Origin of the sequence: Henriciella marina DSM 19595 (assembly GCF_000376805.1) — a bacterium.
GTDB classification, from domain to species: domain Bacteria; phylum Pseudomonadota; class Alphaproteobacteria; order Caulobacterales; family Hyphomonadaceae; genus Henriciella; species Henriciella marina.
The window spans coordinates 215448-229445 of the sequence record NZ_AQXT01000002.1 but is presented as its reverse complement, the minus strand read 5'-3'; the positions used below and the strand labels follow the sequence as shown (position 1 = coordinate 229445).

At 61.2% G+C, this 13998-nt stretch carries 14 protein-coding genes; 7 read left to right on the top strand and 7 right to left on the bottom strand.

What is annotated here, in order from left to right; translation table 11 throughout:
- Positions 1-36: 36 nt before the first annotated feature.
- The 3 genes from F550_RS0101125 to F550_RS16485 form a co-directional block, all read right to left on the bottom strand.
- A complete protein-coding gene (locus F550_RS0101125) occupies positions 37-2034 on the bottom strand; it encodes an acetyl-CoA carboxylase biotin carboxylase subunit (protein ID WP_018146681.1) in 1998 nt (665 codons plus the stop codon).
- A 137-nt stretch (positions 2035-2171) separates the two neighbouring features.
- Positions 2172-3143: a hypothetical protein gene (locus F550_RS0101120; protein WP_156807778.1), complete on the bottom strand. Its 972-nt coding sequence runs from the start codon at positions 3141-3143 to the stop codon at positions 2172-2174.
- Between the two features lie 89 nt (positions 3144-3232).
- On the bottom strand, positions 3233-3643 hold the full coding sequence (locus F550_RS16485; protein WP_018146679.1) for a BLUF domain-containing protein: 411 nt from the start codon (positions 3641-3643) through the stop codon (positions 3233-3235).
- 319 nt (positions 3644-3962) lie between these two features.
- Here F550_RS16485 and F550_RS0101110 point away from each other — a divergent pair, with 319 nt between their 5' ends.
- Both F550_RS0101110 and F550_RS0101105 read left to right on the top strand, forming a co-directional pair.
- Positions 3963-4613, top strand: coding sequence for a carboxymuconolactone decarboxylase family protein (locus F550_RS0101110; RefSeq protein WP_018146678.1), 651 nt, complete (start codon positions 3963-3965; stop codon positions 4611-4613).
- A 2-nt stretch (positions 4614-4615) separates the two neighbouring features.
- Positions 4616-5146, top strand: a complete 531-nt coding sequence (locus F550_RS0101105; protein WP_018146677.1) for a VOC family protein — start codon at positions 4616-4618, stop codon at positions 5144-5146.
- 19 nt (positions 5147-5165) lie between these two features.
- Here F550_RS0101105 and F550_RS0101100 read toward each other — a convergent pair whose 3' ends face one another.
- Positions 5166-6179: an SDR family NAD(P)-dependent oxidoreductase gene (locus F550_RS0101100; protein WP_018146676.1), complete on the bottom strand. Its 1014-nt coding sequence runs from the start codon at positions 6177-6179 to the stop codon at positions 5166-5168.
- Positions 6180-6410: 231 nt separating this feature from the next.
- Between F550_RS0101100 and F550_RS16480 the strand changes: the two genes are divergently transcribed.
- Complete coding sequence (locus F550_RS16480; protein WP_018146675.1) at positions 6411-7013, top strand: MlaC/ttg2D family ABC transporter substrate-binding protein; 603 nt, start codon at positions 6411-6413, stop codon at positions 7011-7013.
- 118 nt (positions 7014-7131) lie between these two features.
- Here the strand turns inward: F550_RS16480 and F550_RS0101090 are convergent, their stop codons facing one another.
- A complete protein-coding gene (locus tag F550_RS0101090; RefSeq protein ID WP_051076842.1) occupies positions 7132-9330 on the bottom strand; it encodes a M3 family metallopeptidase in 2199 nt (732 codons plus the stop codon).
- A gap of 245 nt (positions 9331-9575) precedes the next feature.
- On the opposite strand from F550_RS0101090, the gene F550_RS0101085 reads away from it, so the two are divergent.
- Positions 9576-9905, top strand: a complete 330-nt coding sequence (locus F550_RS0101085; protein ID WP_026180479.1) for a DoxX family protein — start codon at positions 9576-9578, stop codon at positions 9903-9905.
- Here the strand turns inward: F550_RS0101085 and F550_RS0101080 are convergent.
- A complete protein-coding gene (locus F550_RS0101080; protein WP_233348971.1) occupies positions 9902-10405 on the bottom strand; it encodes a DUF411 domain-containing protein in 504 nt (167 codons plus the stop codon). The genes F550_RS0101085 and F550_RS0101080 overlap by 4 nt on opposite strands.
- 381 nt (positions 10406-10786) lie before the next feature.
- Here F550_RS0101080 and F550_RS0101075 point away from each other — a divergent pair, with 381 nt between their 5' ends.
- The 3 genes from F550_RS0101075 to F550_RS0101065 are packed head-to-tail and all read left to right on the top strand — an operon-like array spanning position 10787 to position 13372.
- Positions 10787-11260, top strand: a complete 474-nt coding sequence (locus F550_RS0101075) for a hypothetical protein (RefSeq protein ID WP_040500413.1) — start codon at positions 10787-10789, stop codon at positions 11258-11260.
- Entirely contained in the window at positions 11257-12642 is a 1386-nt protein-coding gene (locus F550_RS0101070; protein WP_018146671.1) for a tetratricopeptide repeat protein, read from the top strand. The genes F550_RS0101075 and F550_RS0101070 overlap by 4 nt, the downstream gene beginning before the upstream one ends.
- A 25-nt stretch (positions 12643-12667) precedes the next feature.
- Positions 12668-13372 carry a YajG family lipoprotein gene (locus tag F550_RS0101065; protein ID WP_018146670.1) on the top strand — a complete coding sequence of 235 codons (705 nt, stop codon included), beginning with the start codon at positions 12668-12670 and terminating at the stop codon, positions 13370-13372.
- 75 nt (positions 13373-13447) lie between these two features.
- Here the strand turns inward: F550_RS0101065 and F550_RS0101060 are convergent, their stop codons facing one another.
- Entirely contained in the window at positions 13448-13822 is a 375-nt protein-coding gene (locus tag F550_RS0101060; protein ID WP_018146669.1) for a hypothetical protein, read from the bottom strand.
- Positions 13823-13998 lie beyond the last annotated feature (176 nt).

Genomic DNA, 13998 nt, shown 5'->3' with positions numbered 1-13998 from the left:
TGCAGGCAGAACTCCGCTTGTTCGCTGAACCGGTGTCTATTCGAACTCGACCATGACTTCATCGGCGGCGACACTGTCACCTGCCCCGACATTGATGCTCGCCACCTTGCCGGTCGCTTCGGCGCGAATGATGTTCTGCATCTTCATCGCCTCGACGATGCAGACCGCTTCGCCCTCTTCGACCTGCTGGCCCACCTCGACATCGACCGAAACGACGAGGCCCGGCATCGGTGAGATGATCAGCTTGGACGTATCCGGCTTCGGCTTTTCTGGCAGGCGTTCCAGCATCTTCGCCGTGAGCGGCGTGCAGACCAGCGCGCGCACCGCAACGCCGCGATGGCGCAGGAGATAGCCTTCGGTCTTGTCGGCGAATTTCACCGCAAACGGCTCGCCGTCAATCGTGCCCTCCAGAAGGTGGGTGCCAGGTTTCCATTCGGTCTCGAGTGTATGGACCTTGCCATTGATCGTGATCTTCGCGCTGTTATCGCCAAGCTCAAGTTCAATGTCCTGGTGCTCCTTGTCGAGGATGACGACCCATTCCTCGCGCGGCGCATCCGGTTCGCTCATGCGTCCGGAGATCTGCTCCCCGCGGCGGGCAAAGACGCCGTGCACATAGGCAGCCGTGGCCGTCAGATAGAGACGCTGCTTATCGGTCGCTTCGACGCCATCGAAGCCATCAGGGAACTGGTCCTTGATATAGGCCGTCGTAATGTCGCCAGACCGGAAGCGTTTCTCGTCCATGACGGCCGCGACAAAAGGAATATTGTCCTGAATGCCTTCGATGTGAAAGCGGTCCAGCGCGGAGGCCTGGGTATCGAGCGCGGTGTCGCGATCCTTGCCGTGCGTGACCAGCTTGGCGATCATCGGATCGTAGAACATCGAGATCTCGTCGCCCTCGCGAACGCCGGAGTCCATGCGCACAGTGCCCTCGCCCAGCGGGCCTTCACCCGGCGGGTGGAAACGGCGCAGGCGGCCGATCGATGGCAGGAATTTGCGGTAAGGGTCTTCTGCGTAGACGCGGCTTTCCACGGCCCATCCAGTGATCTTGAGGCTGCTCTGCTCAATGTTGAGCTTCTCGCCACAGGCCGAGCGCAGCATCTGCTCGACGAGATCGACACCGGTAATCATCTCGGTCACCGGATGCTCCACCTGAAGGCGGGTATTCATTTCAAGGAAGTAGAAGCTCTTGTCGACGCCGGATGCGACGAACTCGACTGTGCCGGCGCTGTCATAATCGACGGCCTTTGCCAGCGCGACGGCTTGCTCACCCATTTTCTTGCGGGTCGCTTCGTCAAGCAGCGGGCTTGGCGCTTCCTCGATGACTTTCTGGTTGCGGCGCTGGATCGAGCATTCACGCTCGAAAAGATAGACGCAGTTGCCATGCTTGTCGCCCATCACCTGGATTTCGACATGGCGAGGGTTGAGAATGAATTTCTCTATAAAAATCCGGTCGTCGCCAAAGGAGGATTTGGCTTCGGACTTGACCGCCGGAAAGCCCTCCTGGACCTCCTTGTCATTGGCCGCGACACGGATACCCTTACCGCCGCCGCCCGCCGATGCCTTGATCATCACCGGATAGCCGATTTCATTGGAAATCTTGACGGCGTCCTCAGTGCTTTCGATCAAGCCCATATGGCCAGGCACGGTCGAAACACCGGCTTCCGCAGCCAGTTTCTTGGAACTGATCTTGTCACCCATCGCCTCGATGGCGTGCGGATTAGGCCCGATGAAGGTAATGCCTTCCTTCTCCAGCCGCTTGGCGAATTCGGGGTTCTCCGAAAGAAAGCCGAAGCCCGGGTGCACTGCCTCAGCGCCGGTCTGCTTCACCGCATCGACGATCTTGTCCATGACAAGATAGGATTCCGATGCTGCTGACGGGCCGATGTGAACGGTTTCATCCGCCATCTCGACAGCCATCGAATTTGCGTCGGCATCTGAATAGACGACCACCGTCTTGATACCGAGCCGCTTACACGTCTTGATCACGCGAACGGCAATCTCGCCGCGGTTGGCGATCAGGATTTTCTTGAACATGACTGGCCCCTGAATCAGCAGTGATTTATCTAGAAAGCCCTCACTTATAGCCCGGCGGCCAGCGTGTCCATGACGTGCCCTCGCGTCAGCTTGTGCATTGCGTCAAGCGCCAGCTCTGACAGGGTCGGCTGCCTCGCTCAGGCGGACTGGCGAAGCTCGTCATCCTTGAGCGCTTCGGAAAGTCCCTTCACGAATGCCGGGGCCTCACTATTCATCAGATTGACCAGCCTGCGCTCTGCCGGGGTGACCGATTTGTCCCAGCCAAGCCGTTTGAGGAACCATTGCTCCTCATCCTCTGTGATCTTCGCGCCAGCACGCCTTGCTTCGGAGGCTGCATAGTAGCGAGCGCGCGCCGCCGATTCCGGGCTGAAACTCACCCGCTCGAACCAGGTGCCGCCGGTGAAGGCATTCGCCATGCGTCCAATAAACTCTCCGACATTGACATCTGTATCGCGCAGCCACGCCTCACGGGTCAGCGCGCACTCGGTTGCAGGGTCGGGATGGGCGGCAGAGACAAGATGATTGAGGATCGCTTTGGCAAAGACATTCTCCCAGCTCTTGGCATTCACAGCCTGGCCGATCGCGTCATTCGTCTTGAACAGGACATTTGCTTCGTGCCGCGTGATCCAGATCGCGCCATCGCCAGCCGGGGCATGAAGGATACGGCGCATGCGCTCGCTCATCTCCTCATTGGCGCAGCCCGCGTCGATAATGCGGCGTGAAATGGCCTCCAGGCAAAAGCGCGACAGGCTTGTCGGCGCGGCATCGGCGTAACGTAGGATCGCCAGCATCAGATCGATTTCGCTGTCGGAGGCCGCTTGGCCCGTTCCCTCGATCTGCCCGATGAGCCAGCTTGCCTCTTCGTCGGTGACCAGCCCGGCCGGGGGCTCACCGTGTAGAAGGAAATCCTTGACTGCCTCGACGAAGCGATCAGTCCACATGACATCGGGCTGCTTCAGTGTTGCGTTCAAGCGGAAAAGCGCCTCGGCTTCAGTCCGTGACACGATGCCGTCGCGATAGATCTCTTCGACCGCGCGGCGCGCCTCTGTCTGGCTTAGTTCGCCAAGCTCAGCGATCTGCGCCATCCTGGTCCTGAGCTCGTCTGACATAGAAGTCTCCACGCGGCCGCTGCCCGGTGGAGAATACCTCGCAGAAATCCCTTTCAAGAGCGTTAGCACTCAGGAAGAGCGGGCGGCTCCTAGCGCATGCGCAGGAACTTGGAGAAGAGATAGAGAAGGTCGCGCGGCATTTCGGGGTTGAGCAGCGCATCGACGGCGTCGTCCTGGCGCAGGACCATCGTCGAAGAGCCGTCCTTGTCGTCCACGCGGTGGTAATTCATCGTCCAGTCTGGAAAGGCGCGTTTCTCTATCGGCTCGCCGATGATCTGGAGGACGCCGGAATGACGGTCATCCGATTTGATCCGGTCATATATATCGAGCACTTCCCGGCGCTCACCTTCCAGCGCCTGCATGAAAGCGCGGTTATTCTGCGCAAGAAAGCCTGTCAGGTAACGCTCATCATTATTGGACTGAGAGACGTGCAGAATGTTTTCTATGTCGTCTTCCCGCAGGGACTCGGCGGCCTTGCTGACATAGATCAGGCGGTACATGTTATCACCTACTCAGACACTCCTGCTCACTAGAGCAGATCTGCCGCTCCGCTTTCCCATCCGGCTCAAAGGTCTGCTTTGGCCCGCCCCTTCCGGTTTCTCGACAATTTATAACATCCTTCGCGGCACAGAGAAATATTGAACTGTTGTTGCGCACGCATTCGGCCACAGAGGGGATCGGAAAGCCACAATCCCGGTTCTGCCTTGATCTGGCCGGCCAGATTAGGCGCTTGACTGACCGCAGGGCATGGCGCCGACTGTGCGGCAAAAGCACCGGAACAGACACTCTGTTTCAGGGGCCAAAACCGGAGGAAACGCGTTGCCACGACTGAAGCAAGCAGGCCGAGAGGCAGAGAACCCTTTCGCCAACCGTATCTTCGATCTTCTCTTTGACGACCGCGACCCGATTGAAAGCCCGGGCACGGCGACCGGCACGCCCGGCAACTGGTGGACCGTCTTCAACATCGTGCCCGACGCGTTCAAGCACACGACAGAGGGCTTCCAGTTCTATCGCTCCAAAGAGCGCAAGCTGGACCCGAAACTGAGAGAGCTTGGCCAGACGCGCGCAGGGTTCACGGTGGGCTCGCAATTTGTCTTCTCACAGCATTGCAAGGCAAGCCGCGACGTCGGCCTGACCGAAGCACAGATCGAAGCGATCCCGCACTGGCAGGTCGCCGATTGCTACAGCGAAATCGAGCGCGCGGTCCTTGCCTATACGGACGCGCTTGTCCTGCAGCGCGGGCGCGTCAGCGACGGGGTCTTCCTTGCGCTCAAGGCATCGCTCTCGGACGAGGAAATCCTGGAGCTGACCTACACAACGTGCACCTATATGATGCACGCCGTGATGAGCCGCGCCCTGCGGCTCGAATATGATGACGTGGAAGACCGCATCGTCGAGGTGCCAGCGCCCGGCGGCGACAGCGCCGACGTTATGTCCATGGTCGACGACAATAAAAAAGGGGAGGAGTAACAATGGCTTATCATCATCTCGCGCTCGCTGCGAAAGACATGAAGGCGACCCACGCCTTCTATGAAGGCATCATGGGGTTCGAACTGGTCAAGGTAGAGGTCGCGCCCATCCCGTCAGGCGGCTGGGGCAAGCATTTCTTCTACCGGATGGACGGCGACGATTCCCGTTTTATCGCCTTCTGGGAGCTGCATGACACCGCCACCCAGGACGAGCACATCCACGACCTCAATGAGGCCGCGAACCTGCCGGCACTGACCAATCACTATTCCTTCGCCGTTTCCACCAAGGAAGAACTTGCCGCCTGGAAGGACAAGTGGCGCAAGGCCGGCCTCAAGGTCTTCGAGATCGACCATAACTGGTGCCATTCGATCTACACGACAGACCCCAATGGCAATGGCGTCGAATTCTGCCTGACGACAGGCAGCTTCGACAAGGCAGACCGCGACCGCGCGCTCGCGGCGCTGGACGAGACAGAGTTTAAGCCGTCCCCGCCGCCAGCCATGGTCAAGTTCTGGGAGCCGGAGCCGGCCTGAGCCAGCCTGAACCCCGGGCCTAGTTCTTGAGGACCGCGCGCAGCCACGGCCCGTAACCGGACCCGCCAAGCATGGCGAGCTGCTGCTCGGCTGAGACCTCATTGATCGGCACTTGCGGCGTCGCCACCGGGTGCACCGCTTTGCGAAGCGGGCGCTGACCTGCTGGCATCATGATAATCTCGGCAATCGCGCGCGGTATGTCCATCGGGTCGGTGTTGCCGCCGCCATTGCCCGCATCGCCCATGCCTGCGGTCAGCTGCGGATAGGCGGCGATCAGCGGATCGCGTGAGCGCTCTTTCAAGTCGGCGGAATTCACGGCCGCGTTCTGCCAGATTTCGGTGGGGTAACCGCCCGGCTGTATAATCGTGACTTCAATGCCCTTGTCGACCGTCTCATAGGCAAGCTGTTCGCTGAGGGCCTCAAGCGCAAATTTGGTCGGTGAATACTGGCCAAGACCCGGGATGATCAGCCGGCCGAGTTGAGAGGTCACGTTGAAGATCTGTCCCCGGCCTGCATCTCGCATGGCTGGCAGCGCGGCGCGGATCATGCGCTGGGCGCCGAAGACGTTCGTGTCGAACATCAGCTTTGTTGCCTCAAGATCCTGCACTTCGATCGGCCCGGACATGGCGATGCCCGCATTATTGATCAGGACATCCAGCGCGCCGCCCGCCGCCGCTTCGGCTTCGGCGACGCCTGTCTGCACCTGTTCGTCCGATGTGATGTCGATTTCGACAACGGTAATATCGAGACCTTCATCCTCCGCGAGGGCCCGCAACTCGTCGGCTTCGGGGCGCGGCAGGTTGCGCATCGTTGCAAACACCTTGGCACCAAGACGCGCATAATGTTCAGCGCCAAGTCGCCCGAACCCAGAGGACGTTCCTGTAATCAGCACCGACTTACCGGCAAGGCCCGCGCCGGAGCGTGCGCTGCCAGCTGACTGCGCTGCGGCACCGGATGTGGCGGAAGCGACAAGGGCGGCTGCACCTGCACCGAGAAGGAGCTGGCGGCGGCTCGGGGACAATGATCTGGTCATGGCATTTCCTCTATTTATGCGCGTTTGGCTCGAATGTAGCGGGTTTGTGCCCCGTGTCTAATGAGATGACCGCGCGCGTCCCCGGGCTCTTCATGCGCGCATGAAATAACTGTCATGGCAGCATCTGGTGAAACCGGTTCAGCGAAGGCGCGTTTCCACACTGCGTCATGAGCGAAACGCAAGGACGCGTTTATAGCAAGAATTGCCGTGCAAGTGCACAAGGAGATGACGATGACGCATACCCAAGGAAAGAATTTTCGCACCCGCCTGACTGCAGGCCTTCTGGTCGCAACGAGTGCTCTCGCAATTGGACCATTCGCATATGCTGCGAATGAAGACCACGACGCCGCACTGATTGTGACGGACACAGCCGACCAGGCCGTAACAGCGCTAAGTGATCAGGTCATTTCGGATTCCGAAGCCGACCTCGTCCTTTCAAACGTCGATATCGACGCTGTTGCCCGATTTACATTGGGCAATAAGTGGGCGGAACTCTCTGCCGATGAAAAGTCCCGGTACACCGACGCCTTCGGCATCTTTGCCCGCAACCAGATGAAGGAACACCTGTCTGGTCTCTCAGGAGCTGACGTCACCGTCACAGACGTGATCCCTCGCGGCGATAGCGACGCCATTGTTGTTACCCAGGTGAGAACCGCCGACAGCGACCGTCCGCAGGAAATGAGCTGGCGTGTCATGCAAAACGGCAGCTGGCACATCGTCGACATTCAGGCCCAGGACATCTGGTTCGCAATTGAGCAGCGCGCTCAGTTCGGCGCAATCCTCGACCGCAACAATGGCGACATCGATGCCCTGATCAATGAGATCTCCAGCTAGACTGGACCACGCATACACATTTCGAAAAGCCGGCAGCGCGCCGGCTTTTCTTTTAGCCCAAACAAAAAGAGGCCCCGAACATATCGGGGCCTCTTCATTATTCTGGCGCGATGCCCGCCTAGTCGAGCGGCGCGTTGGTGTCATCGCCAACACTGCCCGACGCTTCACCGGCAACGCCAAACCCACGGTCGCGCATCAGCGCATTGGTGTCTGGCTGGCGGCCGCGGAAATTCTCATAGGCTTCCGACGGTGAGATCGTATTGCCGACCGACAGGATCCACTTGCCGAAAGCATCCGCGGTTTCCCGGTCATAAGGGCCGCCTGCTTCCTCGAAAGCTTCCCATGCATCTGCGCTGAACGTGTCGGCCCAGAGATAGGCGTAGTAGCCCGCCGCATAGCCCTCGCCCGAGAAGACGTGCGCAAATTGCGGCATACGGTGGCGCATGGGCAGCTCTTCCGGCATGCCCATCTCTTCAAGCGTTTCGCGCTCGAAGGCGTCTGGATCGAAGCCTTCAAAGTCCGTCATCATATGAAGCTTCATATCGACAAGCGCGCTGGCGAGATACTCGGTCGTATCAAAGCCCTGCCGCGCATTTGCGGCCCGTTCGATCTTGTCGACCAGTTCCTGCGGGATCGGCTCACCGGTTTCGACGTGAAGCGCATAATTCTCCAGCACTTCGCGCGTTGGCAGCCAGTTCTCGTGCACCTGGCTCGGGAACTCCACATAGTCGCGCGGCACGGCGGTCCCGGCGAGCGACGGATAGGTCACATTTGAGTTGAGACCGTGCAGCGCATGACCGAACTCGTGGAATAGCGTCGTCGCGTCATCCCATGATATCAGGACCGGTTCGCCTTCGGCACCTTTCACGAAGTTCGAATTGTTCGAGACGATCGGCGTGGTGAACCCATCCAGATTGTCCTGCGTGCGATAGGCGTTCATCCAGGCGCCCGAACGCTTGCCCGTGCGCGCATACGGATCGAAGTACCAGAGACCGAGATGCTCACCGTCACGGGTGACTTCCCAGACGCGAACATCTTCATGGAAGACCGGCACGTCGGTGACCTGTTCGAACTCCATGCCGTAAAGCTCACCAGCCATCCAGAACATGCCTTCACGGAGGTTCTCAAGCTGGAGGTATTGCTTCACTTCCTCGGAATCGAAATCGTATTCGGCCTGGCGGACTTTCTCGGCATAGTAGCGATAGTCCCACGGCGCGATCTTGATCCAGGCTTCTTCCTCATCGGCAATCGCCTGCATTGCAGCCACTTCCTCGTCGACCTTGGCGGTCGCAGCGGGCCAGACTTTCAGCATCAGGTCCATGGCCGCCTGCGGATTGCCCGCAACGGCCTTCTCGATGGAGCGGTGCGCAAAGCTCTCATAACCAAGGATCTGCGAGCGTTCGGCACGCAGCGGCATGATCTTCGCGATGACATCATTATTGTCATACTCGTCGCCATTGTCGCCGCGCGCATAATAGGTGCGCCAGACTTCTTCGCGAAGGGCCCGGTTATCTGAATAGGTCAGAAACGGGTCCATGGAGGAACGGGTGTTGAGAATGGCGTACTCGCCGCCCTCATTGTTCCGGCTTTCGGCAGCCGATTTAGCCGCGTTTACGACCGAATCCGGGAGACCGGCGAGATCCTCCTCGCTCAGCCACGTAACATAAGCTTCCTCATCATGGAGGAGGTTGTTGGAGAAGCTGGTATATAGCGGGGCGAGTTCCTGATTGATCTCTGCGACCCGTGCCTTTTCCTCATCATTAAGGGCGGCGCCAGCACGCACGAAGTCGGTGTGATAGTCCCAGACGAGACGCTGCTGCTCGGGCGTCAGGTCTTCATACTCGTCACCGGTATAGATCGCATCGATGCGCTGGAAGAGGGCTGCATCCTGATAGAGCGCATCCTGAAAAGCTGCGAGCTTCGGGGCAACCACGCGCTGGACGGCCTGTACCTCAGGCCCGTTGAGACCGGATGCCCAGATGCCATAGACGGCAAGCGCACGGCTGAGCTCGCCTGCGCCCTTCTCCATGGGCAGGATCGTATTTTCAAAGGTTGGCGCGGCGTCCTGCGCGGTCAGCGCATCGATCTCCGCGCGCGCGCTTTCCATGGCCGCTTCCAGCGCTGGCTGGAACATGGACACCTCGACCTCATCGAAAGGCGGCACGCCGCCATAAGGTCCGGTCCATTCAGCCAGAAGGACTTGCGGATCAGCGGCTTCGGCAGTTTCGCCCGCATCCGTCATATCGGTTTCGGGGGCTTCAGCCTGCTCAGTTGCGGCGGTGTCTGCAGCGTCCTGCGCCATCGCAGCTGGCGTCATGGCACAGAGGGTCAGCGCGGACGCGCCAGCGAAAAGAAAAGTCTTGAGGTTCACTATTGTTGTCACTCCAGTTTGTTCTGGCCCACGCCTCGTCTGGCGGCGGGCCGAAAGTAATTTCAAACGCAATCAATACCTTTACCTAGCATCCGCTTGCACGCGGCGTCCAATCCATCGCAAGGATTAGGGCATGACAATTCGGTAAGGAAACCGCCCATGCACTGGTTCGCTATTCTTCTGATCGCCGCATGGATGCTGGCGGGCGGCGTCTTTCACATGATCACGCCAGAGACATTTTCCGGGCGATTCCGGACGGCCTGCCGAAGTTTGCCATCGTCTATCTGTCCGGCATTGCAGAGATCGTAGTCGGGGTCGCAGTCCTGGTGCCCCGCACCCGCGCGCTGGCGGGCTTTGCCTTTGCGATCATGTGCATTGTCTACCTGCCGATCCATCTCTGGGACTTCTTCCGCGCGGACCCGATCTTCTCGGTCCCGTGGGCCGCCAGCGCCCGCGTTTCGGTCCAGCTGGTCCTCATCGGGCTCGGCTTCTGGCTCTGGCAGCGGCGGGGGCTCGCTTAGTGATCGTGGCCGTCTTGATGGCTGGACCAGACCGAATTGCCCGCTTCGCCGAACAGGATGACGTCGTAAGGATCGATCCGGTCCCCCATTTCCATACCCGGTGAACCAGCTGGCATGCCCGGCACCGAAAGCCCGTGAGCCGAAGGCAGCTCTGCCAGCAGGCGGCGGATATCGGCGGCGGGGACATGGCCCTCGACCGCATAGCCGCTCACTTCGCCGGTATGACAGCTCTGCAGCTCTCCCGGCACGCCAAGCTCGCTGCGGATGGGCGTCAGGTCTTCATGCTCATGAATGACGACGTCGAAGCCGTTCTCTTCCAGGTGATCGGCCCATTTCGCGCAGCAGCCACACCACGGTGTCTTGTGCACATTCACCGTCTGGGCATGCGCCGGGACCGGCGCTGAAAAGAGCGTCCAGCCGGTAAAGACGGCGCCGGCGAGCGCGAGGCTGGCAATGGCGGAGGTAAAGAGTTTCGGCATGAGATGACCTTTCAGAGGCATATTCCTTCCCCCCAGCATAGCGGCCCCTACCCCGCCCGTCATCACCCTCTGCCACTGCCTGCGCCAGCGGTGCCAGACGGGCCTGTCGCTGGCGTACATTGAGGATCTGAATAGGCTTTAAAGTCTGCCTCAGGAGGGCGCGAGGGGGCCGGCCGATCCAAAAGCGGTCTTCTGAGGGTGCACCCACGGTGTTTGGACGGTGTTTTGCAGGCGCGTTCGCAAAGGTGGCAAACCCCCTCGCCGGGCGCAAGCGCTGCCATGGCGCACGCCGGACAAGTTCGGCCCCGCTCTCAGCGCGCTTTTATGGTTAACGGGTGGACTTAATCATACGTTAACCTTAACAACGGCTGGACGCCTGTGGTGGGGCGGGGACAGGCACACATGCATGAGCAGGCTCGATATTCCTCTGGGGTGGGCTGGATCTGGCCCCTTCTCGGCCTGATCGTCATCATCCTGTTGCTGTTTGGCGCCTGGTGGATCGCCATGTTCTCGGTCAAGCAGAGCAACGACCCGATCTACCAGGCCTGCACCGACACCTATGGGGGTTACAACTGCCAGTGCTTTGCTGGCATTCTGAGGGTCCAGCTCTCCCAGCGCGCCTATGACGCCTATGTCGACGATCTCGAACGGGACGAGTATCGCCACCGCTATTTTGACGGTCGTCTGGCAGAGAATAGCTTCATCGGACGCGATGCGGACGTGTGCGTGGAAGCGTCCGATATATGCAAAGTGCCCGTTTGTGAGCCGCGCTATCACTATCCCCAGGACGACCTTGGAATCGGCGGCGCCCTTCCGCCGCAAATCCAGGACCGGCCCTATGTCGGCGCGCCCGGAACATTGGACCAGGGATCATGAACCGGATCTACATCCTCATCACCCTGGCCCTGGGCCTGCTGGGCGTGGGCGGCGCTGCGGCGCTCCTGGCAGCCGACAGCAAGGCGCAGCCATCGGGGTTCGACGTCCAGGCCGACCTAGATCCAGCGGATGAACGCATCAGTGTCAGGTCGACAGATGTGTGGGAACCGCGCTCCCGGCCGGAATTGTCGCGACAGGAAGGCGGCTGGACGCCGCGCGGCAGCCATCCCAGCGATCCGCCCCCCACAACCTGGATCAATTCCGACCGGAGCTGGTCCGGGCGTCACCGCGATTCCTTCCCGGCCGAACCCTGGGGATTTCATCTGGAAACCGTCGCCCCGGGCACGGGCGGCACGAACGCCGCGCTGGTTTGCGTCTACGGGGCGGCGGAATGCGTGCCCCGGCCCATCGCCGCACGGGTCTATAGCGAAGCGGCGCGGTACTGGCTGCTGCGCGGGGATGCCGAGCTGACCACGCTGGAGCTTGATTGCGGCGAGGCCTATTCCTCGATTATCGATTTTGGCTGTGAGCGCGCGGGCGGACGCCCGCTGATGCCGGAATCGCGCGAAGCCGCGATGCGTTACTGGAACCGGTCGGTCGCCTGGGGCCGTCCGTTCGGTGCGCAATCATCGATCCTAGCCCAACGCCGCCTGCAGGCCCATCTGGTGGATTGTCCGGTCTCGCAGGAGAGTCTCGCCCGGATTGCGCGCGACCCAGGCAGTGTGATGGCCGATGTGATCGGGCTCAACCTGCGTCAGGCCGCGCTCACGGCGCTGGGATATTACAGCGGCACGATTGATGGCGCGTATGGGGCGGAGACGCGCCGGGCTGTGCGGGCCTTCCAGCGGGAGCTGGGCTATGACGAGACCGCCTCGCTGACCCCGCGCCAGACCTCCCAGCTCATGTGTCATGCCGCCCAGACCGCCCGCGATCCCGGCGTCCAGAACGTCCTGGGGATCATGCACGCGGTGGGCCTCGGCGTGGTGCAGAATACCGATCTGGCGCTGGAATGGCTGGAAATGGCCGCCGTGCGCGGCGATCCCGACGCCAATTTCAATCTGGCGGTGATCTATGGCACCGGTGCGGTTTTCGGCTCCTACCGGCTCTGCGCCATCGTCGAAAATCCCGAGCGCGCTGACGCTTATCTGCGCGACGCGGCTGATCTCGGTCATGACATAGCCCGCCGCCTCCGATCGACCCCTGAACTGGTCCATGCCCCGAACTCCCAGGTGCGCTGGGCGCGGATCCGCCAGGAAATCGAGGAAGAGGCCAGCGAAACGCCCGGGCGCGGCGCGCGGGCAATGGAAATCCTGCGCAACGCCATGCGCGCCCGCGTCCCCCCGGCTGCCGCCGGGTGTCTAGACGCCAATGCAAGCCGGTAGCGGCAAGATCAAAAGGACAGGACCGATGCGCAAATTGACCCTTCTAAGCGTGCTGATTGGCGCTACCGCGCTCGTCGGCTGCGCGGCTCATAAGCAGCCTTATGTGCCCCTCCCGGCGGGCCCCTACTATCCGCCGAATGTTGCCCCCGTTGTCGCCACCGCAGACGCGATCGCCATCGATACCGCCCTGCAAGTGTGCGAAGTGGACTCCCTGCGCGCCCAGCGTGATGAACGCATCGAGGCGGCGCGCGCACTTCTGATCACCGGCTTTGCTTCAGGCGGCGATGTAAACGAGCGCTCGCAATCGACCCAGGGCAATTTGCGCGTGGATCAGCCGCCAGCAGGGCCGCAGACCGAACGCACCGAGATAATGCGCGCTTTCGAGATCGATCTCGATGCGGCCTATCGCTTTGCCGAGGGCTCCTGCCGCGCCTATGCCGCCTGCATGCATCAGCGCGATTATCAGGAAGGCGCCTGCGTCGGCTCGCTCGCCTCCTGGGAGCGGTCGCAGGACCGGTTCACGGAAGTCTCGCTGTCGCTCGCCGAACTCCGCGCCTCAATTGCCGCGCCCGTCGTGCAACGCCGGGTCTATGGCCAAAGCTATCCGCGCAGCGACCGGCATGACCGCCGCCATCGCCCTCACCGCGATCGCCACCACCGCAAGGACCGCGATTGCGAAGGCGTCATCGCAGACCTGTTCACCACCAACGCCTGCGACCGCAAGCATTAGATGATCGGCCAGCACGTGCGGCCGCGGAGGCGGTGAGACTTGCGGCGTTAGAGGTCTGGTTTTCGGCGCACGGAGCTATGGCGGAGCGAGCGGTCTCGCTGGCTGGAGCGGGCGCGCAAGGTGCACCAGCGGTGCCGTGAGGGTGCATACAAGGTGCAAAAGCAATGGATGCGCCAGAGCGGCAAAGTCTGCGCCCGGCGCGAGGCGTTTCCACGAAGCGGAGGGCGCAATGCCGCGCCGCGAAGGCTCCGCCCTGTTCCCGCCTGCGACCTGTAATGTGATGACGATCCGCCCATTGGGCAGGACTGCGACCCCCATCATACCGATGGGGTTGGCCGCGCGATAGGCCCGGTAATAACGCTCCACCGCCCACACCTCGAACAGGAAAAGCGGCCAGGTCCAGACCGGCAGACGGGTAAGGGTTTCGAGGATCCACGCGCGGGTCAGCATGGTGGGATTATGGGGGTGGTTTTGAGGGGTGGGATGGATTTGGAGTTTCCCCCTGCTGACGCCTCACGGCGTCATCCCGGAATTTGCCCCAGCAAATATCCGGGACCCCGCGCTGCACGGTGTGCGCCTCGCCAACTCAAGTCCCGGCGCGCCCCCGGATCAAGTCCGGGCCCGGC

Bases quoted from the DNA above. Each gene is read 5' to 3' on its own strand.
- F550_RS0101080 (WP_233348971.1), bottom strand. From the start codon at position 10,405: ATGCCTCTGAAAGGTCATCTCATGCCGAAACTCTTTACCTCCGCCATT.
- F550_RS0101100 (WP_018146676.1), bottom strand. From the start codon at position 6,179: ATGACCAGATCATTGTCCCCGAGCCGCCGCCAGCTCCTTCTCGGTGCA.
- F550_RS0101060 (WP_018146669.1), bottom strand. From the start codon at position 13,822: ATGCTGACCCGCGCGTGGATCCTCGAAACCCTTACCCGTCTGCCGGTC.
- F550_RS0101075 (WP_040500413.1), top strand. From the start codon at position 10,787: ATGCATGAGCAGGCTCGATATTCCTCTGGGGTGGGCTGGATCTGGCCC.
- F550_RS0101120 (WP_156807778.1), bottom strand. From the start codon at position 3,143: ATGTCAGACGAGCTCAGGACCAGGATGGCGCAGATCGCTGAGCTTGGC.
- F550_RS0101085 (WP_026180479.1), top strand. From the start codon at position 9,576: ATGGATGCTGGCGGGCGGCGTCTTTCACATGATCACGCCAGAGACATT.
- F550_RS0101090 (WP_051076842.1), bottom strand. From the start codon at position 9,330: ATGACGCCAGCTGCGATGGCGCAGGACGCTGCAGACACCGCCGCAACT.
- F550_RS0101070 (WP_018146671.1), top strand. From the start codon at position 11,257: ATGAACCGGATCTACATCCTCATCACCCTGGCCCTGGGCCTGCTGGGC.
- F550_RS0101105 (WP_018146677.1), top strand. From the start codon at position 4,616: ATGGCTTATCATCATCTCGCGCTCGCTGCGAAAGACATGAAGGCGACC.
- F550_RS16485 (WP_018146679.1), bottom strand. From the start codon at position 3,643: ATGTACCGCCTGATCTATGTCAGCAAGGCCGCCGAGTCCCTGCGGGAA.
- F550_RS0101065 (WP_018146670.1), top strand. From the start codon at position 12,668: ATGCGCAAATTGACCCTTCTAAGCGTGCTGATTGGCGCTACCGCGCTC.
- F550_RS16480 (WP_018146675.1), top strand. From the start codon at position 6,411: ATGACGCATACCCAAGGAAAGAATTTTCGCACCCGCCTGACTGCAGGC.
- F550_RS0101125 (WP_018146681.1), bottom strand. From the start codon at position 2,034: ATGTTCAAGAAAATCCTGATCGCCAACCGCGGCGAGATTGCCGTTCGC.